Raw genomic sequence first — 24,007 nt, forward strand, 5'->3', positions numbered from 1 at the left:
GACGAGGACTACCTCAAGCTCAAGGTCATCGCCAGCTTCCTGCCAGCGCTACCCCAAAACGTCCGTTTGGACCCACACTGATCCGCGAAGACCCACAATTGTTAACAGGAGAAAACCCGGATGCGGAATCGTGGCGAAACCTCGATCCAGGTAATGTCGGCGTTATGCGGCGTGTTCACCGAGTTATGCGCCATAACGGCGGCCGCCGCGCCATATCAGGCGCAACGCGCAAAACGCGGGTCAGCTCTGGGACGACTTCAGCCCCGGCCCCTCTTCCAGCACCGCCCGCACCAGCGGCACGGTGACGCGCCGCTGGCGCGCCAGGCTTTCGCGGTCGATGCGGTCGACGAGGTCGAGCAGCGCCGGCAGGTCGCGGCGGTGCCGGCGGAACAGGAAGTCGAGGACGGTGTCGTCGAGGTCGAAGCCGCGGGCGCGGGCGCGGCGTTGCACTAGGCGGCGGCGCGCGTCTTCGGGCAGCGGGTTCAGTGCGTGCAGGGTGGCGGCGTTGAGCCGCGAGCGCAGGTCGGGCAGTTGCAGCGGCAGCTGCGCGGGCGACTGGTCTGACAGCAGCAGCAGCGCCCTGCCCTCGTCGCGGCAGCGGTTGAACAGGTCGAAGACGGCGACTTCGGCGTCGCGGCGGCCGGCGCAGTGTTCGATCTCGTCGATGACGACGAGGTCCTGCGACGACAGCGCGACCAGCGCGTCGACATCGAAGTCGGACCAGCGCGACAGGGCGATATAGGCAGTGCCGACGCCGGCGGCGCGTGCGGCGCTGGCGGTGGCGATGGCGAGGTGCGTCTTGCCGGCGCCGTCGGGCCCGACGACCAGCAGCGGCGCGCCGTCGAAGGCCTGCCGCGAAAGGCTTTCCAGCAGCGATTGCAGCGCGGCGACGACGCCTTCGTTGCCTTCGCTGTCGAATTCATCGAAGCGGGCGTGCGCGGGCGTCGGCCAGTTCAGCGGCAGCTGCGGACTCATGCCTTGCCCTTGCCGCGGCGTGCGCGCCGGCCCGGTGGTTTTTCCGGCGCGGGCGGCGGCGATGGCGGCGATGGCGGCACCGAGGCGGCAGCAGGCGTTTCCGCGGCCGCGACGGCATGCGCCGTGTCGGCGGCGCTGCGTGCGCTGACCTGCGCGTCGGCCGGTGCGGCGACTTCGACCTGCACGACGACCGGCTCGGTCTTCGGCGCCGGCTCCGGTTCGATGCCGGCATAGACGTCGCTGGCGCGATAGCGGCGATGGAAGTGGCGCAGCACGACGACCAGCACGGCGGCGACGGGCAGCGCCAGCAGCACGCCCAGGAAGCCGAACAGCTGGCCGCCGGCCATGATGGCGAAGATCACCGCCACCGGGTGCAGGCCGATTCGGTCGCCGAGCAGCAGCGGCTGCAGCACGAAGCCTTCGACCGTCTGGCCGATGCTGAAGACGATGGCGACGCCGACCAGCGGCCACAGCTCGCCGAACTGCACCAGCGCGGCGATGACCGCCATGCCGACGCCGACGATCGCGCCCAGATACGGAACGAATGAGATCAGGCCGGCGACCAGTCCGATCAGCAGCGCCAGGTTGATGCCGACGATCCAAAGGCCGACCGAATAGATCGTCGCCAGTGCCAGCATGACCAGCATCTGGCCGCGCAGGAAGGCGCCCAGGACCTGGTCGGATTCGCGCGCGAGGCGACGCACCACCGGCGCGTTCGGACGCGGGACCAGGCGATCGACCTGCGCCACCAGCGTGTCCCAGTCGCGCATCAGGTAGAAGGCGACGACCGGGATCAGCAGCAGGTTCACCACCCAGCTGATCACCGCCATGCCGGACTTCGAGACGCTGGCGACGACGGTGGCGGCGATGCCGCCGGCGGTGCGCCAGTGTTCGCCGAGCAGCGTCGCGACCTGGCCGCCGTCGAGCGTCGGTGTTTCCAGGCCCAGGCGCTCGGTGATCCACGGCAGCGCCGTTTCCTGGAACCACTGGAAGTAGCGCGGCAGTTCGTTGATGAGGCGGCCGATCTGCCGTTCCAGCATCGGCACCAGCCACAGCAGGACCAGCACGAGAATGATGACCCAGGCGGCGAAGACGACGACGACCGCGCCGGTGCGTCCCAGCGCGCGGCCGGCGATGGACCAGCGTTCCATGCGGTCGACCAGCGGATCGGCCAGGTAGGCCAGCAGCGCGGCGAAGACGAACGGCGTCAGGATCGGCGCCAGCAGGTACACCAGCACGGCGGTGACCAGCACCGTCACCAGCCAGAAACGGCCATTGGCGGTAATCATGCGGTGGCTCCGTGGGTGCGGGTGGGGGTGGGGGTGCAGGCTGTCATGACGCGCTCCGGTTGCGCCAGACCGAGCGGGCGCGCCGGCTCCAGACCCAGACGTAATGCGCGCCGCTGGTGATCGCCAGCGCGGCGACGACGGCGATCAGCGCGGTGATGGCCTGCTGCGGCACCGGCAGCGCGGCCAGCTGCGCCAGCACGGCCAGCACCAGCAGCACCTGCGCCATCGTGCAGGTCTTGCCGGGAATGCTCGGCTCGGCCGGCACCGGTTCGACGTAGTGGTTGTAGGCGAAGGCACCTGTGACGATCACTGCGTCGCGCAGCATGACGATCACGATCAGCCACCACGGCAGCGCGCCGATCCACGCCAGCGCGACGAAGGCGCAGACCATGAAGAACTTGTCGGCGATGGGATCGAGCAGCCCGCCGAGCCGGCTCTGCCAGCCCAGGGTGCGCGCGAGGAAACCGTCGAGCACATCGCTGAGTCCCGCGAACACCGCCAGCCACAGGGCAGCCTGCTCACGCCCGCTCACGATCAGCCACACCAGCGGCAGGCAGGCGCCGATGCGTGCCAGGGTGATCGCGTTGGGCAGGTGGCGCAGCATGTCCGGGTCGGTCGTTCCATTCTTCAGGCCCGCGCCGGCCGCACGTTGCAGCCGACGCAAGGGCTGAGGTTTGCCGAAGTGTACTTGCCAGCACCGTCGAGGCGCAGGCGCTGCCTGCCGCGGGGCAGGCGGGCATCAGCGGCCGGCCCGTTTCAGGGCTGCCACTGCAGGCTCAGGTCCGCGTCTTCCGGCTTGTCCGCCAGCACGCGCAGGCGGCCATCGGCGGCGAGCAGCGCCAGCAGCTGGCCCAGCGGTGCGGAGACCTGCGCACGCACGCGGACGCGGGTGCCGTCGGCCTGTTCCGGCGATACGCCGGTGACCATCGGCTGCGCGCGCAGCAGTTCCAGCGCCTGCACGTAGCTGCCGGCGCGATCCAGGCCGGTCAGCCAGATGACGTAGTCGCCGGCGCCGCGATCGACGTCAGCGCTGGATTCGATCACCGACTCCGGGCGCACGGCAAGCGCGGCGGCGAACAGCTCCAGCAGGGTCGGCGCACCGGCTGCCAGCGTGCCGGCGATGTCCTCGCCTTCGCTCGTGAACCGGTGGTCGCGACCGGCGGCGTGAACGTACCACTGCGCGACCAGGCCGGTGTCGGCGGCACGCAGCCATGCAAGCACGGCGGGCTCGGCACCGGTACGCAGCGCCGCGACCGGGAGCGCCTCGGCGACGCCGTCCTCGCTCAGGGCATCGACCATGCGCCAGTCTTCCAGGTCGTTCAGGGCCGGCATCACGCGCACGCCCTGGACACCCAGCGCCTTGCCCAGTCCATCGAGCAGGCCGGGCTCGTTGCCGTCGACCAGGCGGCGCTGGTCGCTGCTGTCGTCCACAAGCCACAACGTCGCGCCGACGCCGCCCCCCGGCCACACCGGCACGCCGGCGTTGACCAGCAGGCTGCGCGCCTTCGGCACGTTGAACCAGGCCCGCAGCATCAGCTTGATCGAGGGAATGCCGCTGGCGGTCGGACGGATGACCTGCTCGTATTCGAAACGCTGCAGGACCAGCGGGTCCGCTTCCAGTGCCGCCGCCAGGTCGACGCGATCCTGCGGCGCCGTCTCCGGCGTCAGCCGGCGGATGGCTTCGGCGAACACCTGCGGCAGCGCGGCGGCGCGCGTGGCGTCGCTGCGATTGGCCACCGCGACCTCGCCCATCACCACGTCCGCGGTCTGCGCCTGCACCGTCAGCACGCTGGCACACAACAGGAACAGGGCGAGGATCGAAGCGCGCATGGCCGGATACCGTGGGAAAGCCGGCGAGTTTCGCGCATGCGGCCAAGGCAAGTCCACCCGGCGGCCGCGCCGGGACGTGGCCGGAAGCGCCTCGCCGCGTCCCGTTGCCGGCACCGCCCGCCGCGCATCCCGAGCTTTCCAGGTGTCCGCCCGCGGGCCGGCGGCTATCCTGACCGCCTGTTTTTCCAGGAGGACATGATGGCCAAGGCCCTGATATGGATCGTCGGCGCGCTTACCGCGACCGCCGCGCTTGCCGCCGACGCACCGAAGTGGGACGTCAACACCGTCCAGGGCGAGGCGCGCCATGCCCGCTTCAGCACCGACGAAGGCACATGGATGAACGTCGACGTCAGCCCCGACGGCCGGACGCTGGTGTTCGACCTGCTTGGCGACCTCTACACGCTGCCGATCAGTGGTGGCAACGCCAGGCGCATCACCTCCGGGCCGGCCTTCGACGTGCAGCCGCGCTTCTCGCCGGATGGCAGCCAGATCAGTTTCACGTCCGACCGTGGCGGCGGCGACAACATCTGGCGCGCGAAGCCCGACGGCAGCGATGCCCGCGCGGTGACGCAGGAAACCTTCCGCCTGCTCAACAACGCGGTGTGGACGCCGGACGGCCAGTTCCTGATCGCCCGCAAGCACTTCACGGCGCGCCGTTCGCTGGGTGCCGGCGAGATGTGGATGTACCACGCCGGCGCCGGCGGCGAAGGCCTGCAGCTGACGAAAAAGAAGAACGACCAGCAGGATGCCGGCGAGCCGGCGGTGTCGCCGGATGGCCGCTACGTGTATTTCAGCGAGGACGTCAGCCCCGGCCCGAACTTCGAATACAACCGCGACGGCAACGGCACGATCTACGCCATCCGCCGCCTTGACCGCGAAAGCGGCGAGCTGGTGGACCTGGTGCGCATCCAGGGCGGCGCCGTGCGCCCGCAGCCCTCGCCGGACGGCAAGCAGCTGGCCTTCGTGCGCCGCATCCGCGAGAAGACGGCGCTGAGCCTGTTCGACCTGGAAACCGGCCAGATCCGCACCCTGTGGGATGGCCTCTCGCACGACCAGCAGGAAGCCTGGGCGATCTTCGGCGTCTATCCGAACTTCAACTGGACCCCGGACAGCCGGCACATCGTCATCTGGGCACAGGGCAAGCTGTGGCGCGTGTCGGCGGCCGATGGCTCGCAGGCGCAGATTCCGTTCACTGCCGAAGTGGACCAGCAGCTGTCCGAACCGGTGCGCGCGAGCTACCGCCTCGAGGAAGGCAGCTTCACGCCGAAGATGATCCGCGACGCCGCCACCAGCCCGGACGGCCGCACGCTGGTGTTCCACGCCGTCGGCAGCCTGTGGAGCAAGCGCCTCCCGGACGGCCGCCCGCAGCGCATCAGCAGCACCGACGCCTTCGACTACATGCCCAGCTTCAGCCACGACGGCCGCCAGCTGGTGTTCGTGCGCTACAGCGACGAGGAACAGAGCCGCATCATCGTGCGCGACATGGCCAGCGGCCGCGAGCGTGTGGTGTCGCAGCGCCCGGGTTTCTACTTCGATCCGGTGTTCTCGCCGGATGGCCGCAGCATCGCCTACAGCAAGCAGCGCGCGAGCGGGCTGATCGACTACCGCTTCGCCCTCGACACCGGCCTGTGGCTGCAGCCGCTTGACGGCAGCGCGCCGCGCCGCCTGCATCGCGACGGCCGTTCGCCGCAGTTCTCGGCGAATGGCTCGCGCGTGTACTACTTCAGCGGCGGCGGCATGGAGAAGAAGCTGTCGAGCATCGGCATCGACGGCACCGAGCCGCGCGAGCACTTCAACCTGAAGTACACCACCTCGGTGTCGATCAGTCCCGACGACAAGTGGGTGGCCTTCACGGAGCTCTACAACGCCTACGTGGCGCCGATGCCGAACACCGGCGGTGCCGTGGACCTCAACAAGGACACGCGTGCCCTGCCCGTCGCCCGCGTCAGCCAGGATGCCGGCCCGTACCTGCACTGGTCGGGCAACGGCAGCCGCCTGCACTGGGTGCTTGGCGACCGCTACTTCACGCGCGAACTGAAGGACGCCTTCGCCTTCCTGCCCGGCGCACCGGCAACGTTGCCGAAGCCGGAAGACGCGCAGTCGGTGGAGATCGGCCTGAGCCTGCCGCTGGATACGCCCAGCGGAAGCGTCGCTTTCACCAACGCGCGCCTGGTGACCATGCGCGGTGACGAAGTCATCGACAACGGCACGCTGGTGGTCGCCGGCGACCGCATCCAGGCCATCGGTCCGGCCGCCGACGTGCGCGCGCCGTCCGGCGCCCGCGTCATCGACCTCGGCGGCCGCACGATCGGCCCGGGCATCATCGACGTGCACGCGCACGCCAGCCACTTCAGCACCGGACCGTCGCCGCAGGCGAACTGGGCCTACTACGCCAACCTCGCCTACGGCATCACCACGATGCACGATCCGTCCGCCACCAGCGAGACCGTGTTCGCGCAATCGGAACTGGTGAAGGCCGGCCTGACCGTCGGGCCGCGCGTGTTCTCCACCGGCACGATCCTCTACGGCGCCGACGGCGACTTCAAGGTCGTGGTGAACTCGCTCGATGATGCGCGCGCGCACCTGCGCCGGCTCAAGTCGCTGGGCACCTTCAGCGTCAAGAGCTACAACCAGCCGCGCCGCGACCAGCGCCAGCAGATCAACCAGGCCGCGCGCGAACTGGACATGCTGGTGGTGATGGAAGGCGGTTCGACCTTCTTCCACAACCTGACCATGATTCTCGATGGTTCGACCAGCGTCGAGCACAACCTGCCCGTCGCGCCGCTCTACAAGGACGTGATCCAGCTGTGGTCGGCGACGCAGGTGGGCCAGACGCCGACGCTGGTCGTCGCCTACGGCGGCTCCAGTGGCGAGAACTGGTGGTACCAGAAGGAAGAGGTCTGGAAGAACGAGAAGCTGCTGCGCTTCTTCCCGCGCGAGCAGATCGACGCGCGCTCGATGCGCCGCACGGCCATGCCCGACGAACAGTATTTCCATCCGACGGTGGCCGAATCGGTGAAGGCGCTGCATGACGCCGGCGTGCCGGTGCAGGTCGGCGGCCACGGCCAGCTGCAGGGCCTGGCCACGCATTGGGAAATCTGGATGCTGGCGCAGGGCGGCTTCACGCCGCACGAAGCCTTGCAGGCGGCGACGATCAACGGTGCGCGCCTGCTTGGCCTCGACCGCGACCTGGGTTCGCTGGAAGTCGGCAAGCGCGCCGACCTGGTCGTGTACGGCGCCGATCCGCTGCAGGACATCCGCAACACCGAGGACATCGACTACGTGATGGTCAACGGCCGCCTGTTCGACGGCGGGACGATGGCGGAAATCGGCGGCAGGCAGCGTCCGGCGCCGACCTTCTACTGGCAGCGCCACGGCGCCGCCGCGGCGACCGCCGCCGGCATCGGCCTGCCCGGCCCGACCGCCGAATGCCATTGCCCCAAGTCCGCGACCAGCCAGCTCATCCTGCCCTGATCCAGTCGCGGCGCGGCGACGCGATCCATGCGTCGCCGTGCCGCGCGATGGCTGGAATCACCAACTGGCGGACATCTCCTGAAGCCCGCACCCGAGCTGGCGGCGCACAGCATCGCACCCGGGCGCGGGTGCCGGCATGGCGCCGTCGTTGCGAAGCCGGCGCCGAGGTGACCTGCGGAATCGGCCGGGCAACCTGCGTTCCGCCATTCAACGACCGGTCGCTCGGCCGTAGGGCTTCCGTGGATTGGAAAGACACAGGAGCCGCGTGCCGGCAGCGGGCTGTGCGCTGCCGGCGCATCAGGTCCGCGGCGTCACCCAGAACACATACATCGCCGCGAAGGTGTCGGGGTGCTCGGTTTCGAAGGCGTCCCACGCCGCCAGGTCGACCTTTGCCTGTGGCGACGGGAACCGGCGCTCGAAGGCCGCGGCCACCGGCCCCGGCACTTCCATGCCCAGCAGTCGCAGGCGCTGGCGATCGAGCAGTCCGGCGATCCCTGGCAAGGTGAAGCGATGTTCCTGGACATGGAACAGCAGGTCGCGGCACTCGCTCATCGAATGGAAATCGTTGAAGACGGTCGCCGGTTTCCGTGGATCCTTGTCCGGCAGGCACTTCAGCTCGGCGCGACAGGCGCGGATGCCTTCGCTGGTGGCCTCATGGCCACGCTCGGCAACATGGGCGCGCGCGGCGACGATGCCGCGGCGCGCCCGCTCGCTGTAAAGCGCGATGCGCATGACGCCGTTGTCGGCGAGCAGGCCGCGCAGGACCGACAGGCCCCGTTCGGGATCGGCCATGTGATGCAGCACGCCGGTCGATTCGATCAGCCCGAAACGTCGATCCAGCCGCCCGAGCTCGACGATGTCGCCCTGCACGAACTCGATGTTGTCCAGGCCCATGGCCTGCGCCTGGCGCTTGCCGTAGGCCAGGCTAGCAAGGCTGAGGTCGACGGCGAGGATCTGGATCCCGGCAATCCGGCTGGCCATGTCGATCGGATGCTGGCCGGTGCCGCATCCAGCATTCAGGGCGTGCACCTTCGCCGAGGCATCCAGCACGGGCAGCCCGGCTCCGGGCAGCTGCGCTGCCAGGAACCGCGGCAGCGGCAACGGCCGCAGGTCGCGCGGCAAGGACGACCAGCGCGGATACGGATTGCGCTCGTACTGCGCCCGCACCTTGACGGAGACGTCGTCGCTGATCGGGGTGACGGCGATGATGCCTGCACGCAGGCCGCGCTCCAGCATCGGCTCGCGCAACTGGCGTTCGATCAGCAGCCGCATCGGCGCCAGCCACGACTTCGCCGCCAGCGCTTCGCTGCCCTCGATCGATTCCAGCGACTGGTAACTGCCCAGCGCGCACAGCCACGAAGCGGGAATCGCCGCCTCGGCGCGCAGGCGCGCGCGCACCTTGCCGGCCAGTGCGCGCACCAGCGCCTTTTCATCTTCGTCCACCGCCCAGACGAATTCGTTGAGGTGGCACTGGACCGCCAGTGCGGCATGCAGCCGGAGCAGCGCCGGATCGGCGTAGTCGCCATCGCTTTCGGCGGCACGCTGCAGCAGCGCGCGGCGAACGCCAGTCAGCACCTGCTCCAGCGGCAGGGACGTCACCAGCGCGTGTTGAAGCCATGCCGGCAGCAGTGGCTCGCGCGCCACCACCTCGGGTTCCAGGCCGGGCAGGTCGCTGGCACCCGAGGATGCCGACGCCAGGACTCCGGCCAGCGCACCGCGGCTGCGCATGCGTGCAACCAGGGCGGGAACGATCGTCTGCGGACGCGCCCACGGCGTCGAAACGGCCTGGACCAGCAGCGCATCGAATTCCTCGGCCGGCCCTGCCGGCAGGTGCCCGGTGTCCAGCACCAGATGGATGAACCGCTGCCCCGCTGCCGCGAGTCCCGGCGCCATGCGCAGCGCCTGCATGAAACCCGCCAGCGCCTCGCCGTGCCGCCCCATTGCAGCCAGCACATCGGCGCGATTGAGGACGACACCGACCTCGTCGGGCCGCAGTGACAGGGAGCGGTCGAAGGCCTGCAGCGCCAGCTGCAAGCGACCCAGTTGCCGCAGCACCATGCCATGGTTGTTGTGCGCGATCGGATCGTCCGGCTGCAGGGCCAGCTGGCGCTCCAGTCCGGCCAGCTGCCGCTGCGGGTCGGCGTCCTGCTGGCCGCGGCACAATGCCAGCTGGTTGCGGGCCTCGGGGTCCTCCGGCGCGACCACGACGGCCCGTTCCGCAAGGACCAGCGCCTCGTCGAAGCGTTCGCTGGCGATCAGCAAGGCAGCCAGGTTGACCAGCAGCGAAAGACGGTCGGGGAGCAATGCCAGTGCCTGGCGGTAAAGCGGCTCGGCCTGGTCCAGCCGATTGTGGTTATGGTGATCGAGCGCCTGCATGAACAGGCGGCGCGCCTGATCGGTAGCATCCATGGAAGATCCGGTCCCGTGGCGATGAGGAACGACGGCACCCGATACCTGGCATCACCGCCCTCCCGGCGGCGACCGGCGTGACACACGGGCGGTCAAGCCGCCATGTTAAACGACCGGAGCGGATGTGTCCGGGCCCGCAATGGATCGGGCCGGCACCCGCGTGGAAGATAGACCGGGAAATGGTCGACAGGGAAAGGGTGTCCACGGTGGTTGCCATGGACACCCTTCCGGTCAGCCCGACTTGCGGGCCGAGGTCAAATCAGCGCCGGCTGTTGTCGGCCAGTCCACGGGGCTCGGAAGCGAGGCGCTCGAGGACTTCGTCCTGCCACTTCCAGTACAGGTCGGGCTGCCAGAAGCGGCGGTCGAACAGCAGTTCGCCGGTCACCATGTCCGGAAAGATCCCGGACTGCATGTACCCCGCATCACCGATCTGGCTGGTGGCGCGCAGGTTGCCGACGTGGCCGAGGCGGCTGCCGGTGATCGATCCCTGGTGGCGGCGCATCGCCTTCGCCTGCCGGGGCTTCGCCACCGCATCGCCATACCGGTCGTACACGCCCTGGCCGACCGCGATGGCCTCGTTGCGCTCGGCCTCCGACAACTGCTGCCAGAGGTATTCACGCCGGACCAGGAAAAGGCGGTTACCGCGCTCGGCCGCCAGGTCCATCCAGGCGTAGGCCAGCGGGCGGTTCCGCGACGTGCCATGCCCGATCCAGTAAAGCTCGGCGACCATGGCCTGCGACGGCTTGTCGGCGTAACGGGCGGCCTGCTCGAAGTTGACGAAGGCATCGCCGTGGTCGCCCTTGCGCATGGCATCCAAGCCGGCATGCCGCCAGCGCAGGTCCGGGTGACCGTTGATGAACGTCTCGCTCTCGACGATCGCGGCACTGGGCATCAACGACTGCCAGGACTCCGACCTCATGCCATCCGACGCCGTGGCCAGGCCCGCGCACAGGGCCACCGCCGTGACCGGTCCCAGCATCAGTTTCCATGTGTTCCGCATCATGCACCTCCCGCTCTGGTGATCCGTCTTCATCCTACTGCCGACCGGCAGGAATGTGCGGGTGGACTTCCCGGCCCGCTGCAATCGAGGACGGCGCCCACGGGATTTCCGTCGCAGCCCCGTCGCCGGGACGGCTTGGGAACGTCCCGGGAGCGGACGGCGTCGCCGGCCCGGCATGGCCGTTCCCCCCGCAGACGGGTGCGTGCCCGGGAAAAACAGGCCCTTCGGGTGGACTCAGCGCTGTGGCCGGCCCGCGCCCTGCCCCGGTCCCGACAGCAGGCCGCAGCGACGGAACCCGTAATCGAGCGGCAGCGTGAGCAGCGGCGGGATCGCCGCCAGCACCGCCAGCAGCAGCGCCCACATCGGCCAGCGCAACCGGGCGCCGGCGATGAACGCGGTCGCGAGATAAAGCAGGAAGGCACCGCCATGCAGCCAGCCGAAGATCTGCACGCCGAGGTCGGTCGTGCCGCTGCCGTATTTCAGGTACAGGCCGACAAGCAGCCCGGCCCAGGTGATCGCCTCGATCAGCGCCACGGCGGAAAAGATCCTGCCGGCGGTGCCCGGTGGTTCGGCTTGCATTCGCATCCGGTTCTTTCCAGTGAAGGTGGCCGGACGGATCTCCGGCCGGGGTGCAGTGCAGATGGACGGACGCCCGGCGCTGGGCCGGGCGTCCGTTTGCCTCGGGCGCAGGCCGTCAGGCGGCGGCGGTGTCGGCGACCTCGCGGTACTCCTCGATCTGGTCGAAGTTCATGTACCGGTAGATCTGGTCCCCGTTGGCGTTGATGACGCCGATGTCGGCCAGGTATTCCTCGCGCGTCGGGATGCGCCCCAGGCGCGCGCAGATCGCCGCCAGCTCCGCCGAACCCAGGTACACGTTGGTGTTGCGGCCGAGGCGGTTGGGGAAATTGCGCGTCGAGGTGGACATCGCCGTCGAACCTTCACGGATCTGTGCCTGGTTGCCCATGCACAGCGAGCAGCCCGGCATTTCCATGCGCGCGCCCGCGGTGCCGAAGGTGCCGTAGTGGCCTTCCCTGGTCAGCTCGGCGGCATCCATCTTGGTCGGCGGTGCCACCCACAGGCGCGTCGGGATGTCGCGCTTGCCTTCCAGCAGCTTGGCGGCGGCGCGGAAGTGGCCGATGTTGGTCATGCACGAACCGATGAATACCTCGTCGATCTTCGCGCCGGCGACGTCGGACAGCGACTTTGCATCATCCGGGTCGTTGGGGCAGCAGACGATCGGCTCGACGATGTCGTTGAGGTCGATCTCGATGACGGCGGCATAGTCGGCGTCGGCGTCCGGCTCCAGCAGCTGCGGGTTTTCCAGCCACTGCTCCATCCTGGCGATGCGGCGCTGCAGGGTCCGAGCGTCCTGGTAGCCCTCGGCGATCATCCATTTCAGCAGCGTGATGTTGCTGTTGAGGTATTCGACGATCGGCTCCTTGTTCAGGCGCACGGTGCAGCCGGCGGCGGAACGCTCGGCCGAGGCGTCGGCCAGCTCGAAGGCCTGTTCGATCTTCAGGTCGGGCAGGCCTTCGATCTCGAGGATGCGGCCGGAGAAGATGTTCTTCTTGCCCTGCTTGGCGACGGTCAGCAGCCCCTGTCTGATGGCGTACAGCGGGATCGCGTGCACGAGGTCACGCAGCGTGACGCCCGGCTGCAGCTGGCCCTTGAAGCGCACCAGCACCGACTCGGGCATGTCCAGCGGCATGACCCCGGTGGCCGCGGCGAACGCCACCAGGCCCGAGCCGGCCGGGAACGAGATGCCGATCGGGAAGCGCGTGTGCGAGTCGCCGCCGGTGCCGACGGTGTCTGGCAGCAGCATGCGGTTGAGCCAGCTGTGGATGATGCCGTCGCCCGGGCGCAGCGACACGCCGCCGCGAGTGGAGATGAACTCCGGCAGCGTGTGGTGCGTCTTCACGTCCACCGGCTTCGGATAGGCGGCGGTGTGGCAGAACGACTGCATGACCAGGTCGGCGCTGAAGCCCAGGCAGGCCAGGTCCTTCAGTTCGTCGCGCGTCATCGGGCCGGTGGTGTCCTGCGAACCGACCGTGGTCATCTTCGGTTCGCAGTAGGTGCCCGGGCGCACGCCCTGGCCTTCCGGCAGGCCGCAGGCGCGGCCGACCATCTTCTGCGCCAGGGTGAAGCCCTTGCCGGTGTCGGCGGGCTGTTGCGGCTGGCGGAACAGGTCGGTGCGCGGCAGTTCCAGCGCTTCGCGCGCCTTCGCGGTGAGGCCGCGGCCGATGATCAGCGGGATGCGGCCGCCGGCGCGCACCTCGTCGAACAGCACTTCCGACTTCACCTCGAACTCGGCGATCACCTCGCCGTCCTTCAGCGCCTTGCCTTCATACGGGCGCAGTTCGATGACGTCGCCATGCTGCATCTTCGACACGTCGAGCTCGATCGGCAGGGCGCCGGCGTCTTCCATCGTGTTGTAGAAGATCGGGGCGATCTTGCCGCCCAGGCAGACGCCACCGAAGCGCTTGTTCGGGATGTAGGGAATGTCCTCGCCGGTCCACCACAGCACGCTGTTGGTCGCCGACTTGCGCGAGGACCCGGTGCCGACGACGTCGCCGACGTAGGCGACGAGGTGGCCCTTCTCCTTGAGCTTGAGGATCTCGCCGATCGGGCCGCGCTTGCCGTCTTCCTCCGGCACGAACGGCGCATCCGGGCGCGCGTTCTTCAGCATCGCCAGCGCGTGCATGGGAATGTCCGGGCGCGTGGTCGCGTCCGGCGCCGGCGACAGGTCGTCGGTGTTGGTTTCGCCCGGCACCTTGAACACGGTCAGCGTCATCGACGCCGGCACGTCCGGCTTGCTGGTGAACCACTCGGCGTCGGCCCAGCTCTGCAGCACGGCGCGGGCATGGGCGTTGCCGTTCTTCGCCTTTTCCTCGATGTCATGGAAGGCATCGAAGACCAGCAGCGTGTGCTTGAGCGCATCGGCGGCGATGTGGCCGACGTCGATGTCGTCGAGCAGTTCAATCAGCGGATGCACGTTGTAGCCGCCCAGCATGGTGCCGAGCAGGCGCGTGGCGTCCTCGCGCGACAGCAACGGCGTGGTTTCGCGACCGAAGGCGACGGCTGCCAGGTAGGACGCCTTCACACGCGCCGCGTCGTCCACGCCCGCAGGCACACGGTGGGTGAGCAGTTCCAGCAGGAACCCGGCCTCGCCGGCCGGCGGGTCCTTGATCAGCTCGATCACGTCGGCGGTCTGCTGCGCGGTCAGCGGCAGCGGCGGGATGCCGAGCGCGGCGCGTTCGGCCACGTGTTGGCGATAGGCTTGCAGCATGGAAGTCTCCAGGAGGTGTCGCGGGTGTGGTGGGGCGTGGGTCGGGCTCAGGGGGCCTTGGGTACGATGATCTTCAGGCCCTTGAAGTAGTCGCGGAAGAATCCGGCGTCGCGGGTGATGAGGCCCGCGCATTGCAGCAGCGCGTGGGCACCGACGATGAAGTCCGGCACGGTGCGCGATGAAACGGAACCACCCTGCCCGGCTGCGCGGCGACGCTGGTTGAAGCGGCGCTGCATTTCGCCGGCACGGATGGCGGAGCGGCGCTCGACGGGCACGTAGCGCATGCCCATTTCCTCGACCACGTCCATGATGTCGGTGCCGTGGCCGAGTCCGGCGGTGATTTCGCTGACGACGACGTCGCAGAGCACGACCGGGCCCTGCGCCAGCGCGTCGCGGACGCACTGCTCGGCGGCGTCGGCGCGGGCCGGGTCATTGCCCAGCAGGTCGATCAGGACCGGCGTGTCGATCGCGATCATGCCGTCGACCGGTCAGGGTTCCACCGGATCGTCCGGTGCGCGGCCGCGCAGTTCGCGCATCACGTCATCGGTGCTGACGCCCTCGGGCAGCCTGAACCGGCCGCGGGCGCGGGAAATGGCGTCGTCGACGTTCTTGCGCAGGATGATGCGGCCGCCCTCGAGTTCGACCTTGAGCAGCGTGCCCTTGGTCAGGCCCAAGGCATCGCGGACCGCCTTGGGCAAGGTGATCTGCCCGCGTTCGGCAACGGTGGCTTCCAAGGCAACCTCCTGCAAAGTAGGCGTCAGCCGGTATGCGCGCATTATACATACCTGGCATGACATACTTCCAGAGGCATACCGGGCTGTTCAGGCAACTGCGGCTGGCAAAACCACGGTTTCCGGGGCCTCGACGGTGAATGCCAGGCACTCGCCGTCGTCCGGGATGGACAGCCGGTCGGCGACACCGGCGCGGGCCGCTTCCGCGGCAAGGCCGGCACGGGTCTGCGGACAATGGCTGAGCGCCTCCAGATGGTTGGCCACGACGTGGCCGCGCACCAGGGTCGCCAGCTCGACCGCGGCGGCGCCGTCCATGATGACCTCCCCACCCAGGTCGAAGCGCGCGCCGCCGGCCGGGACCACGCACACATCCGGCTGCTGCCGCGCGACGAAGGCACGGATCTCGTCCGTGAGCAGTGTGTCGCCCGCCAGGTAGACGGACGGCTCGCCGGGCATCTCGATCAGGTAGCCGACGCCATGCTCCATCAGCCGCCCGATCAACCCCCGGCCGTGCAGGCATCGCTGCGTGCGGATCTGTCCGTCCAGGAAGGGGCTGGGATGTCCGTGATCGGCGGGCAACGGCACCACATTGAGACCTTTCCGTCGCAGGTGCGGGGCGTCATGCGGCGTGCAGACCACGGGCAGCTGGCGTTCGCGCAGCCAGCGCGCGCCAGCCCTGTCCAGGTGATCGAAGTGGCCCTTCTGGCAGTGGGTGATCAGGCCGTGCGTGACCTGGTCCAGCAAGGGTTCGTGGCCTGCGGGCAGGTCGACCAGCGGATTGCGCAGACGCCCGCCGCCCAGACGCAACGGCGGCAGGGCCCCACGCGGCGCCAGCATGGGATCGACCAGGACCCGTGCCTGGCGGTATTCGAGGACGAGGGTGGCATTCCGCAGCTGGTGGATCTTCATGGCATGGGCTCCGATCGGGGTGCCCACATGGTCGGCTCGCCAGGCGGCCACCGAAATGGCATGATTCGCCATCTTTCATTCGATTCCTGCCATGGTTGCCCCGTTGCGCATCGGCCTGCTGCTCTATCCGGGCTGCATGCCGGCCGGTCTGTTCGCGTTCGCCGACCTGCTGCACGCCGCCAACCGGCGCGGCGGCCGCCGGCTGTACGAGACCACGTTCGTGTCGGCGCAACCGTGGACCGCGACCGGGCCGCACGGGACGCCCGTGCGCGCGCAGGATCGCCTGCCCTTCGCCGGTGACGCGTTGCTGGTGCCCGGCTTCTGGGCCGAATCGCAGGCGGACGTCGAGGCCGCGCTGTCCGCCAATGCCGACCTGGTCGCAACACTTCGCCGGCTGGGCCGTCGCTGCCAGCTCTGGAGCTACTGCGCGGGCGTGAGCCTGCTCGCCGCCGCCGGACGTCTCGACGGCCGGCGGGCGACCGCCACCTGGTGGCTGGCCGATGCATTGCGGCGGCGCCATCCGCGGGTGCACTGGGCGTTCGGGCAGGACTGCGTCGCCGGCGAGCGGACGATGACCGCGAGTGGTACGAATGGCCATCTGCCAATTGCCCAGGCCTTGATCGAACGCGATCTCGACGCCGAGGCCTTCCTGGATCTGACCCGCCTGATGGTGCTGCCGCGTCCCACGCCGGGCCATGACGCCTTTGAACAGCTGGCGCTGATCGAACAGGGCAGCGACTGCCTGCGCGACCTGCACCGGGTGGTCGAACGCCTGCCGGCCTCGAGGCTCACCGCCAGCGCACTGGCAATGGCGCTGGGCATGTCTTCACGCACGCTGGCTCGGCGTGTGAGAAGCGAAACCGGGCTTTCCCTGGCCGCGCATGTGCGCCGGCTCAAATTGCGCCAGGTCAGCGACCGCCTGGTCCTGACCAGCGAGCCGGCCAGCGCCATCAGCGCTGCCCTGGGTTTCAGCAGTGAATCGAACATGCGCCGCGCCTTCAAGGCGGTCACCGGGATGACGCCCGGCGACTACCGCCGGCGCCATGGCCGGCGCTGAGCCTGACCGACATCTGACGGGCGCCGGCGCGCCGGAAGCGCGGGCGACGTAGACTGCGACATTGCCAGCCATGCCAGCCAGAGGAGCCCCGCCATGCATGATTCGTTCTCCACCCGGAGCCAGCTTTCGGTCAACGGCAGGACCTACGCCTACTACAGCCTGCCGAAACTCGGCGCGCGCTACGACATCGCCCGCCTGCCCTTCTCGCTGAAGATCCTGCTGGAAAACCTGCTGCGCCACGAGGATGGCGGCATCACCGTAGGCAGCGCGCACATCGAGGCGCTGGCGCAGTGGGACCCGGCGGCGACACCGGCCACCGAGATCGCCTTCATGCCCGCGCGCGTGGTGCTGCAGGATTTCACCGGCGTGCCGTGCGTGGTGGACCTGGCGGCCATGCGTGACGCGGTGGTCAAGCTGGGTGGCCGTCCCGAACAGATCAATCCGCTGATCCCCTCCGAGCTGGTCATCGACCACTCGGTGCAGGTCGATGTCTTCGGTCGCGCCGATGCACTGGACCTCAACGGCCGCATCGAATTCGAACGCAACCAGGAACGCTACGGCTTCCTGCGCTGGGGACAGAAAGCGTTCGCCAACTTCAAGGTCGTGCCGCCGAACACCGGCATCGTCCACCAGGTCAACCTCGAACACCTGGCGCGCGTCGTGTTCGCCGCCGAGCGTGACGGCGAATGGCTGGCCTATCCGGACACCGTGTTCGGCACCGACTCGCACACGACGATGATCAACGGCATTGGCGTGCTCGGCTGGGGCGTCGGCGGCATCGAGGCGGAAGCGGCGATGCTCGGCCAACCCTCGTCGATGCTGATTCCGCAGGTCGTCGGCTTCAAGCTCACCGGACGCATGCCGGAGGGCGCGACCGCCACCGACCTGGTGCTGACGGTGACGCAGATGCTCCGCCAGCATGGCGTCGTCGGCAAGTTCGTCGAGTTCTTCGGCGACGGCCTGCAGCACCTGCCGCTGGCCGACCGCGCCACCATCGCCAACATGGCGCCGGAATACGGCGCCACCTGTGGCATCTTCCCGATCGATGCCGAATCGCTGAATTACCTGCGCCTGTCGGGCCGCAGCGAAAACGAAATCGCGCTGGTCGAGCAGTATGCGCGCGTGCAGGGCCTGTGGCATGAGCCCGGCGCACCGGAAGCGCAGTACAGCAGCGTGCTGCACCTGGACATGGGCGAAGTCCGCCCGTCGCTGGCCGGTCCGCGCCGGCCGCAGGACCGCGTGCTGCTGGAAGATGTCGCCACCAACTATCGCGACAACCTGCCGGCCCTGACGGCAAACCGCGAAAAGCGCTGCACGGAAGTGGCCGACTTCGTCAACGAAGGCGGCGGCGCCGCTGTCGGCAACGAACAGCTGCAGAAGGGTTTCGCCGACATCGAGATCGGCGGCGAGACCTTCCGCCTCAAGGATGGCGCCGTGGTCATCGCGGCGATCACTTCCTGCACCAACACGTCGAATCCGGCGGTGATGATCGGCGCCGGCCTGCTGGCCCGCAACGCGGCGGCGCGCGGCCTGACGCGCAAGCCCTGGGTGAAGACCTCGCTCGGGCCAGGCTCGCGCGTGGTCACCGAATACCTGGAAAAGGCCGGCCTGCTCGACGAACTGGAGAAGGTCGGCTTCTATGTCGTCGGCTATGGCTGCACGACCTGCATCGGCAACTCCGGCCCGCTGCCGCCGGAAGTCAGCGCCGGCATTGCCGCCGGCGACCTGGTGGTGACCTCGGTGCTGTCCGGCAACCGCAACTTCGAAGGTCGCATCCATGCCGAAGTGAAGATGAACTACCTGGCCTCGCCGCCACTCGTCGTCGCCTACGCACTGGCGGGCACGGTCGACATCGACCTGACCACGCAGCCGCTGGGCCACGACGGCAACGGCGAGCCGGTCTATCTGCGCGACATCTGGCCGACCAACAAGGAGATCGGCGATTTCATCGCCGCGACCATCGGCCCGGACATGTTCAAGCAGACCTACGCCGATGTCTTCAAGGGCGACTCGCGCTGGAACACGATCGATTCTCCGGATGGCGACCTCTACGCCTGGAGCGATGCGTCGACGTACATCAAGAACCCGCCGTACTTCGAAGGCATGTCCATGCAGGTGGCGGGCATCAACGACATCGCCGGCGCGCGCTGCCTGGCGCTGCTGGGCGACTCGATCACCACCGACCACATCTCGCCGGCTGGCAGCATCAAGAAGGATTCGCCGGCCGGCCGTTTCCTGATCGAACATGGCGTGCAGCCGGCCGACTTCAATTCCTATGGCAGCCGCCGCGGCAACGACGCCGTGATGGTGCGCGGCACGTTCGCCAACATCCGCATCCGCAACCAGATGCTGGAGGGCGTCGAGGGCGGCCACACCCGGCACATTCCCAGCGGGGAACAGCTGTCGATCTACGACGCCTCGATGCGCTACCAGGCCGCCGGCACGCCGCTGGTGGTGATCGCCGGACAAGAATACGGCACCGGTTCGTCGCGTGACTGGGCGGCCAAGGGCACCAACCTGCTCGGCATCAAGGCGGTGATCGCGGAAAGCTTCGAGCGCATCCATCGCTCGAACCTGGTCGGCTTCGGCGTGCTGCCGCTGCAGTTCCGTGCCGGCGAAAGCGCCCGCAGCCTCGGCCTCACCGGCTACGAGACCTTCTCGATCTCCGGGCTGGCAGACGGCGCCGCCAAGGTGGCGACGGTGACCGCGGTCGCCGACGATGGCCGCGTCACCACCTTCACTGTCGATGTGCTGCTGCTGACGCCGAAGGAGGTCGAGTACTTCCGCCACGGCGGGATCCTGCACTACGTGCTGCGGCAGCTCGCCGCACGACCGGCCTGAGGCACGGCATGGTCCACAAGGACTTCGGCGCCGGCGCGGCCTGCGCGCGGGACATTCGGGCATGACGACGAAATCCCTGCCCGCGGCCATGGTGCATGTCGGCTACGCCCTGCCCCGCAGCGGCCTGCCTTCTGTGGTGTCGTTCCGCGCCTGGGTCGCCGCCGCGCTGGCAGGCGCGCGGCGGCGGGCGGCCAGCGAACTGTCGATCCGCCTGGTCGATGCCGACGAAGGGCGGGCGCTCAACCGCGACTACCGCGGCCGCGACTACGCCACCAACGTGCTGTCGTTCCCGGTGGAGCTGCCGCCGGGCGTGCGCTCGCCGCTGATCGGTGACATCGTCATCTGCGCGCCCGTGGTCGCCCGCGAAGCGGCTGAACAGGACAAGCGGCTGCGCGACCACTACGCCCACCTCACCGTCCACGGCGTCCTGCACCTGCTCGGCCACGACCACGAGAACGACGCCGACGCCGAACGCATGGAGAAGCTGGAGGTCCGCATCCTCGCCGGCCTCGGCATCGCCGATCCCTACCGGAAGGCCGAGAGACGCTGAATCCGTCCAGATCGCGCCGGCCGGCAGGCCGGCGTGGCGCCTTTGCCCCGTTTCCCGCGTAACATGGCAGAGCAAGGCCAGTCGCTGCGCCATCCGGGAGGGATTCCATGCGCCGCCTATTCGTTGCATGCATCGCCATGGCGACCACCATCGCCGCGGCTGCGCCGCCATGGTCGACCGACGACGACAGGACTCCGAAGGTGACCGACCCCTCGGTGCCGATCACCTACGTCGGCGGCGACGGCAGCATTTCCATCGGATTCAATGCCGAAGGCGAGACCGAAGGCCAGCTGATGGGCGTCTTCGGCCGCAACGACGAGCACGCCGTGGTCGGCCAGCTGTGGTGGGACCGCAGCGGCGCCGGCGGCGTCCAGGGCGACTACAACTGGCTCTGGGGCGCCACCGCCGACGAAGTGCGCGAGGATCCCTCGAAGGCGGCGGTGGCGCGCCTGTCCTTTGCGATCGTCCAGAACGGCGACCACAACCGCAAGGCGACCCTGGGCTTCGGCATCGAGCGGCCGAACTACGCGGTCGACGCTTACCTGTCGCGCGGATTCGGTGGCGGCCGATCCGCCGGCAGCAGGTTCAACGACATCGCGCGCCCGGTCACCGGCAGCGACGAGATCGGCGCCTACACCGAAATGGAGATCACCACGATCGAAACGCTGCTGGCGACGAAGGCCTACGACACCGAGGTCGGCGTGCAGTTCAGCCATGTCTTCGACCCGCTTGGCATGCGCGTTTACGGCGGCGCCGGCCTGCAGGACGGCGACGGCGCCGCCCGCGCGGCCATCTATTCGATCGGCCTGGACTCCCCGCTCGGCCGCCGCGGCTGGGCCATGACGGCGCGGGCCGAGCACCAGCGTCGCGAAGGCGACTTCGAGGACGAACATTCCGACACGCGGCTATCGTTCTTCCTGCGCTACCAGTTCGGCCGCAACGGAGTCTTCGTGCCCAGCACCGGCCAGGCCAGCCCGGCATGGGTGCAACGCGCCTTCGGCCGGCCCTCGAACGCCGCCCCGCGCACCGTCGATTCCTATGTCACCTCGGCCGGCACGCGCGTCAGCGTCAGCCAGGGCCCGCGCGAATACAGCAACTACTTCCCTGTTGCCCAGCCGGACAGTGCAACGACCCGACGTGGAACGGCTGTCGCCATCGCCGTGCTGGCCAACGACGGCGATCCCGATGGCGATCCGCTGGTCCTCACTGGCGTCAGCCAGCCGGCCAACGGCAATGCGGCCATCCAGGGCATGCAGGTCGTGTACACGCCGGACCCGGATTTCATTGGCGTCGACACCTTCACGTACACCGTGGCCGATCCGGATGGCGGCACCGGCGGCGCCACCGTCACCGTCACGGTCGAGGAACAGCCGGATCCCAACCGTGCCCCGGTGGCCCGTGACGACCAGGTGGTCGCACAGGCCGACACGGCGGTCAGCATCGACGTACTGGCCAATGACGAAGATCCGGACAACGACAGGCTGGTCCTGGTCGAAGCCGGACCGGCAGCCAACGGAACGGTAGTGGCTTCCGGTGACCGGGTCATCTACACGCCGCTCCCCGGTTTCGTCGGCACGGACAGCTTTGCCTACACCATCAGCGATGGCCGCGGTGGTACTGCTACGGCAACGGTCGTGGTCACGGTCACGCCGGCGCCGAACCGGCCACCGGTCGCCAGCAGCGACGGCGCCAACACCACCGTCAATACGCCGGTCAGCATCGACGTGCTCGCCAACGATTTCGATCCGGATGGCGATCCACTCGTGATCTTCGCCACCAGCGCGCCGTCGTCCGGCACCGCCGTCGTGGCCGGCAACGTGGTCGTCTATACGCCGGCGGCCGGATTCACCGGCAACGATGCGTTCTCCTATACGGTCGGCGACCTGCGAGGCGGCATCGACACCGGCTTCGTCAGCGTCCGCGTCGACGCCGCGGCGAACACGCCGCCGGTTGCCGTCAACGACACCACCACGACGACCAGCGGCACGGCGATTTCCATTCCCGTGCTGGCCAACGACAGCGATCCCGACGGCGATCCGCTGACGATCATCGCGGTGGGCACGCCGGCGCTGGGCACGGCGTCGATCGCCGGCGCGAACATCCTCTACACACCGGGTGCCGGCCTCGTGGGCGCCGACAGCTTCAGCTACACCATCGACGACGGCAACGGCGGCCAGGCCAGCGCGACGGTCACGGTGAACGTGCTGCCGCCGGTGAACCTGCCGCCCGTCGCCGTCAATGACACCCGCACCATCCTGCTGGGCGCGCCGACCAGCATCGATGTGCTGGCCAATGACAGCGATCCCGATGGCGATCCGCTGACGATCGTGTCGGTGACGACGCCAGCGGCCGGCACGGCGACGATCAGCGGCAACATGGTGGTCTACACGCCAGCCGTCCCGTTCCCGGGCACCGACAGCTTCGACTACACGATCAGCGACGGCAACGGCGGTTTCGCGACGGCGACGGTGTTCCTTGCAGCCGCGGTGAACAACCCGCCGGTGGCGGTCAACGATACCCGCACGGTCCCGCCGGGCGTCCCGACGGCCATCGACGTACTGGCCAATGACAGCGATCCGGACGGCGACCCGCTGACCATTGTCTCTGTGACGACACCGGGCGTCGGCACGGCATCGATCAGCGGCAACATGGTGATCTACACCGCTGTTGCCGGTGGCCCGGCGGCTGACACCTTCGATTACACGGTCAGTGACGGCAACGGCGGCTTGGCGACGGCGACGGTGTCCATCGCGATCAGCACGGTGAACCAGCCACCGGTTGCCGCCAACGATGCCGCGACGACCTCCGAAAGCGTTCCGGTGATGATCCCGGTGCTGGACAACGACAGCGATCCCGATGGCGACCCGCTCACCCTGGTGTCGGTGACCACGCCGGTGTCCGGCACTGCAAGCATCGTCGGCAACATGGTCGAGTACGTACCGGAAGCCGGCTTCGTCGGCGCGCTGACGTTCCAGTACACCATCAGCGACGGCAATGGCGGCACGGCCACGGCGACGGTCACGGTCACGGTGACGCCGGTCAACCAGGCGCCGGTCGCCCTGGATGACAACGTCACCATCGACCCGGCCACCTCGGCCACGATCAACGTGCTCGCCAACGACTTCGATCCGGATGGCGATCCGCTGACCATCGTCGCGGTCGGTCCGCCGTCCAGCGGCAGCGCCGTCATTTCCGGCAGCGTGATCGTCTACACCGCCATCGCCGCGTTCCCGGGAGCCGACGAGTTCACCTATACGATCAGCGACGGCAACGGTGGCACCGCCACGGCGCTGGTCCGCGTCACCGGCGCCCCGCCGAACCAGCCGCCGGTCGCCAACGACGACGTCGCCGTCACCGATTTCGGCACGCCTGCCGTGATCCAGGTGCTCAACAACGACTTCGATCCGGATGGCGATCCGCTGCTGATCATCTCGACCACGCAACCTGCCAATGGAATCGTGTCGTTCAACAACACCACGGTGACCTACAGCCCCAACGGCGGTTTCACCGGGGTCGACGCATTCACCTACACGATCAGCGACGGGCGCGGCGGCACCGCGACGGCCACGGTGCTGGTCGCCGTGAACTGATCCCGGGCAGCGGCGGCCGGAGACGGCCGCCGCTGCGTGGAGGGGAACATCCCGCAGGTCTGCAGC

The 24,007-nt window shown here is 68.8% G+C and carries 16 protein-coding genes; 5 read left to right on the forward strand and 11 right to left on the reverse strand.

Translation table 11 applies throughout. The annotated features are described in order from the left end of the window. Nucleotides 1-240: 240 nt before the first annotated feature. From hda to EDC25_RS03890, 4 genes are all read right to left on the reverse strand, one after another. Nucleotides 241-975 carry a DnaA regulatory inactivator Hda gene (hda, locus tag EDC25_RS03875; protein WP_123523077.1) on the reverse strand — a complete coding sequence of 245 codons (735 nt, stop codon included), beginning with the start codon at nt 973-975 and terminating at the stop codon, nt 241-243. Next, the gene (locus tag EDC25_RS03880; protein WP_123523078.1) at nt 972-2,264 is read right to left on the reverse strand and encodes an AI-2E family transporter; all 1,293 of its coding nucleotides are present in this window, start codon (nt 2,262-2,264) and stop codon (nt 972-974) included. The genes hda and EDC25_RS03880 overlap by 4 nt, the downstream gene beginning before the upstream one ends. Nucleotides 2,265-2,307: 43 nt before the next feature. Then, nucleotides 2,308-2,868 carry a CDP-alcohol phosphatidyltransferase family protein gene (locus EDC25_RS03885; protein ID WP_132577254.1) on the reverse strand — a complete coding sequence of 187 codons (561 nt, stop codon included), beginning with the start codon at nt 2,866-2,868 and terminating at the stop codon, nt 2,308-2,310. 152 nt (nt 2,869-3,020) lie between these two features. Further along, nucleotides 3,021-4,094 (reverse strand): DUF2066 domain-containing protein, encoded by a 1,074-nt coding sequence (locus EDC25_RS03890; protein ID WP_164484198.1) that lies wholly within the window; start codon nt 4,092-4,094, stop codon nt 3,021-3,023. 198 nt (nt 4,095-4,292) lie between these two features. Between EDC25_RS03890 and EDC25_RS03895 the strand changes: the two genes are divergently transcribed. Next, complete coding sequence (locus EDC25_RS03895) at nt 4,293-7,568, forward strand: amidohydrolase family protein (protein ID WP_240639733.1); 3,276 nt, start codon at nt 4,293-4,295, stop codon at nt 7,566-7,568. 297 nt (nt 7,569-7,865) lie between these two features. Here the strand turns inward: EDC25_RS03895 and EDC25_RS03900 are convergent, their stop codons facing one another. The 7 genes from EDC25_RS03900 to EDC25_RS03930 all read right to left on the reverse strand — a co-directional run bounded on the left by EDC25_RS03900 (nt 7,866) and on the right by EDC25_RS03930 (nt 15,903). Continuing rightward, nucleotides 7,866-9,977, reverse strand: coding sequence for a methyltransferase domain-containing protein (locus EDC25_RS03900; protein WP_123523080.1), 2,112 nt, complete (start codon nt 9,975-9,977; stop codon nt 7,866-7,868). A 259-nt stretch (nt 9,978-10,236) separates the two neighbouring features. After that, nucleotides 10,237-10,896, reverse strand: coding sequence for an SEL1-like repeat protein (locus tag EDC25_RS03905; RefSeq protein WP_132577255.1), 660 nt, complete (start codon nt 10,894-10,896; stop codon nt 10,237-10,239). Between the two features lie 315 nt (nt 10,897-11,211). Further along, nucleotides 11,212-11,562, reverse strand: coding sequence for a DUF3817 domain-containing protein (locus EDC25_RS03910; protein ID WP_240639734.1), 351 nt, complete (start codon nt 11,560-11,562; stop codon nt 11,212-11,214). A 109-nt stretch (nt 11,563-11,671) separates the two neighbouring features. Next, nucleotides 11,672-14,263, reverse strand: coding sequence for a bifunctional aconitate hydratase 2/2-methylisocitrate dehydratase (gene acnB / locus EDC25_RS03915; RefSeq protein WP_123523083.1), 2,592 nt, complete (start codon nt 14,261-14,263; stop codon nt 11,672-11,674). A 47-nt stretch (nt 14,264-14,310) separates the two neighbouring features. Then, on the reverse strand, nt 14,311-14,739 hold the full coding sequence (locus EDC25_RS03920; RefSeq protein WP_123523084.1) for a type II toxin-antitoxin system VapC family toxin: 429 nt from the start codon (nt 14,737-14,739) through the stop codon (nt 14,311-14,313). Between the two features lie 12 nt (nt 14,740-14,751). Beyond that, entirely contained in the window at nt 14,752-14,997 is a 246-nt protein-coding gene (locus EDC25_RS03925; protein ID WP_123523189.1) for an AbrB/MazE/SpoVT family DNA-binding domain-containing protein, read from the reverse strand. Between the two features lie 87 nt (nt 14,998-15,084). Beyond that, nucleotides 15,085-15,903 (reverse strand): MBL fold metallo-hydrolase, encoded by an 819-nt coding sequence (locus EDC25_RS03930; protein WP_123523190.1) that lies wholly within the window; start codon nt 15,901-15,903, stop codon nt 15,085-15,087. A gap of 91 nt (nt 15,904-15,994) precedes the next feature. Here EDC25_RS03930 and EDC25_RS03935 point away from each other — a divergent pair, with 91 nt between their 5' ends. The 4 genes from EDC25_RS03935 (at nt 15,995) to EDC25_RS03950 (ending at nt 23,941) form a co-directional block, all read left to right on the forward strand. Further along, nucleotides 15,995-16,960, forward strand: coding sequence for a GlxA family transcriptional regulator (locus tag EDC25_RS03935; RefSeq protein WP_123523085.1), 966 nt, complete (start codon nt 15,995-15,997; stop codon nt 16,958-16,960). Nucleotides 16,961-17,053: 93 nt separating this feature from the next. Then, nucleotides 17,054-19,801: an aconitate hydratase AcnA gene (gene acnA, locus EDC25_RS03940; protein ID WP_123523086.1), complete on the forward strand. Its 2,748-nt coding sequence runs from the start codon at nt 17,054-17,056 to the stop codon at nt 19,799-19,801. A gap of 61 nt (nt 19,802-19,862) precedes the next feature. Then, nucleotides 19,863-20,351: an rRNA maturation RNase YbeY gene (gene ybeY / locus EDC25_RS03945; RefSeq protein ID WP_240639735.1), complete on the forward strand. Its 489-nt coding sequence runs from the start codon at nt 19,863-19,865 to the stop codon at nt 20,349-20,351. Between the two features lie 107 nt (nt 20,352-20,458). Beyond that, entirely contained in the window at nt 20,459-23,941 is a 3,483-nt protein-coding gene (locus EDC25_RS03950) for a cadherin-like domain-containing protein (RefSeq protein ID WP_123523087.1), read from the forward strand. Nucleotides 23,942-24,007: the final 66 nt, after the last annotated feature.

It is taken from the genome of Pseudofulvimonas gallinarii (genome assembly GCF_004343305.1).
In the GTDB taxonomy this organism is placed as follows: domain Bacteria; phylum Pseudomonadota; class Gammaproteobacteria; order Xanthomonadales; family UBA2363; genus Pseudofulvimonas; species Pseudofulvimonas gallinarii.

Bases quoted from the DNA above. Each gene is read 5' to 3' on its own strand.
- hda (WP_123523077.1), bottom strand. From the start codon at position 975: ATGAGTCCGCAGCTGCCGCTGAACTGGCCGACGCCCGCGCACGCCCGC.
- EDC25_RS03880 (WP_123523078.1), bottom strand. From the start codon at position 2,264: ATGATTACCGCCAATGGCCGTTTCTGGCTGGTGACGGTGCTGGTCACC.
- EDC25_RS03885 (WP_132577254.1), bottom strand. From the start codon at position 2,868: ATGCTGCGCCACCTGCCCAACGCGATCACCCTGGCACGCATCGGCGCC.
- EDC25_RS03890 (WP_164484198.1), bottom strand. From the start codon at position 4,094: ATGCGCGCTTCGATCCTCGCCCTGTTCCTGTTGTGTGCCAGCGTGCTG.
- EDC25_RS03895 (WP_240639733.1), top strand. From the start codon at position 4,293: ATGGCCAAGGCCCTGATATGGATCGTCGGCGCGCTTACCGCGACCGCC.
- EDC25_RS03900 (WP_123523080.1), bottom strand. From the start codon at position 9,977: ATGGATGCTACCGATCAGGCGCGCCGCCTGTTCATGCAGGCGCTCGAT.
- EDC25_RS03905 (WP_132577255.1), bottom strand. From the start codon at position 10,896: ATGAGGTCGGAGTCCTGGCAGTCGTTGATGCCCAGTGCCGCGATCGTC.
- EDC25_RS03910 (WP_240639734.1), bottom strand. From the start codon at position 11,562: ATGCGAATGCAAGCCGAACCACCGGGCACCGCCGGCAGGATCTTTTCC.
- acnB (WP_123523083.1), bottom strand. From the start codon at position 14,263: ATGCTGCAAGCCTATCGCCAACACGTGGCCGAACGCGCCGCGCTCGGC.
- EDC25_RS03920 (WP_123523084.1), bottom strand. From the start codon at position 14,739: ATGATCGCGATCGACACGCCGGTCCTGATCGACCTGCTGGGCAATGAC.
- EDC25_RS03930 (WP_123523190.1), bottom strand. From the start codon at position 15,903: ATGAAGATCCACCAGCTGCGGAATGCCACCCTCGTCCTCGAATACCGC.
- EDC25_RS03935 (WP_123523085.1), top strand. From the start codon at position 15,995: ATGGTTGCCCCGTTGCGCATCGGCCTGCTGCTCTATCCGGGCTGCATG.
- acnA (WP_123523086.1), top strand. From the start codon at position 17,054: ATGCATGATTCGTTCTCCACCCGGAGCCAGCTTTCGGTCAACGGCAGG.
- ybeY (WP_240639735.1), top strand. From the start codon at position 19,863: ATGACGACGAAATCCCTGCCCGCGGCCATGGTGCATGTCGGCTACGCC.
- EDC25_RS03950 (WP_123523087.1), top strand. From the start codon at position 20,459: ATGCGCCGCCTATTCGTTGCATGCATCGCCATGGCGACCACCATCGCC.